The organism is Pseudomonas agronomica (assembly GCF_025917275.1).
Taxonomy (GTDB): Bacteria; Pseudomonadota; Gammaproteobacteria; order Pseudomonadales; family Pseudomonadaceae; genus Aquipseudomonas; species Aquipseudomonas agronomica.
The window spans coordinates 1-1,103 of sequence record NZ_JAOSHO010000879.1 but is presented as its reverse complement, the minus strand read 5'-3'; the positions used below and the strand labels follow the sequence as shown (position 1 = coordinate 1,103).

Sequence of the window (1,103 nt, the reverse complement as noted above, 5' to 3'; positions counted from 1 at the left end):
CCGGTGACCGTGGAATGGCTGCGTCCGGTGTTCGCCGAATACGGTAGCAGCCTCGGTTATGACCAGGGCGTGATTCGCGGCACTCGCTACAACGGTAGCGAGCATGGGCGCATGTCGAGCAACTCCCTGGAGCTGTTCGCCCGCGGTGAACACCTGAGCGCCAGCGTGACCTTCGCCCATTCCCTGGAACGTCCGGATGCGCTGGCCGAGCGCGAAGCGCCGATCTACTTCCGCCTGGACGTATCCATTTAATTCGCTGCAACGAGACCCGATCATGGACGACCGCCAATACGCCTTCCTGGCCCGCCAGCCCTCTGCCGCCCTGAAAACCCGCGATGCCTTCTGGGGCATGCCCAAGCGTGGCCTGGCGTTCCTGCTGGCCAACGTCATGTTCTGGCAACCGCTGTGGGCCCAGGCCGACGGCATCGTCGTCAGCGCGCCGGGCACCAGTCTCGGCCAGGCGGGCAACGGCGTGCCCATCGTCAACATCGCCAAGCCCAACGGCAGCGGCCTGTCCCACAACAAATTCAGCGACTACAACGTCGGAAAAAACGGCGTCATCCTCAACAACGCCACCAACCCCGCCCAATCCACTCAACTGGGCGGGATCATCCTCGGCAACCCGAACCTCAAGGGCACGGCGGCCAAGATCATCCTCAACGAGGTCAACGGCGGGAACCCCAGCCAACTGCGCGGCTATACCGAAGTAGCGGGGCAGTCGGCCCACGTCATCGTCGCGAACCCGTATGGCATCACCTGTAATGGCTGCGGCTTTATCAATACGCCGAAGGCGACCCTGACCACCGGCAAGCCGATCATCGAAAACGGCCAGTTGAACCGCTATCAAGTGGATCAAGGCAGCGTCGTCATTGAAGGCGCGGGCCTCAACGCGAACAACGTCGACCGTTTCGAAATCATCACCCGCAGCGCCAAGATCAACGCCGAGATCCAGGCCAAGAACCTGACGATCGTGGCCGGGCGCAATGACGTCAACGCCAACACCCTCAACGCCACCGCCCGTGCAGACGACGGCAGCGCCAAACCCGAACTGGCGATCGATTCGTCGGCACTGGGCGGCATGTACGCCGGCGCGATCAAGCTGG

At 63.1% G+C, this 1,103-nt stretch carries 1 protein-coding gene and 1 pseudogene; both read left to right on the top strand.

The genetic code is table 11. The features are described from left to right. Positions 1–252 (top strand): annotated as a pseudogene (locus OC610_RS27850) (ShlB/FhaC/HecB family hemolysin secretion/activation protein); the annotation flags it as partial. A 22-nt stretch (positions 253–274) separates the two neighbouring features. Further along, positions 275–1,103: filamentous hemagglutinin N-terminal domain-containing protein (locus OC610_RS27845; RefSeq protein WP_269808108.1), on the top strand; the 829-nt coding region annotated here is incomplete at its 3' end.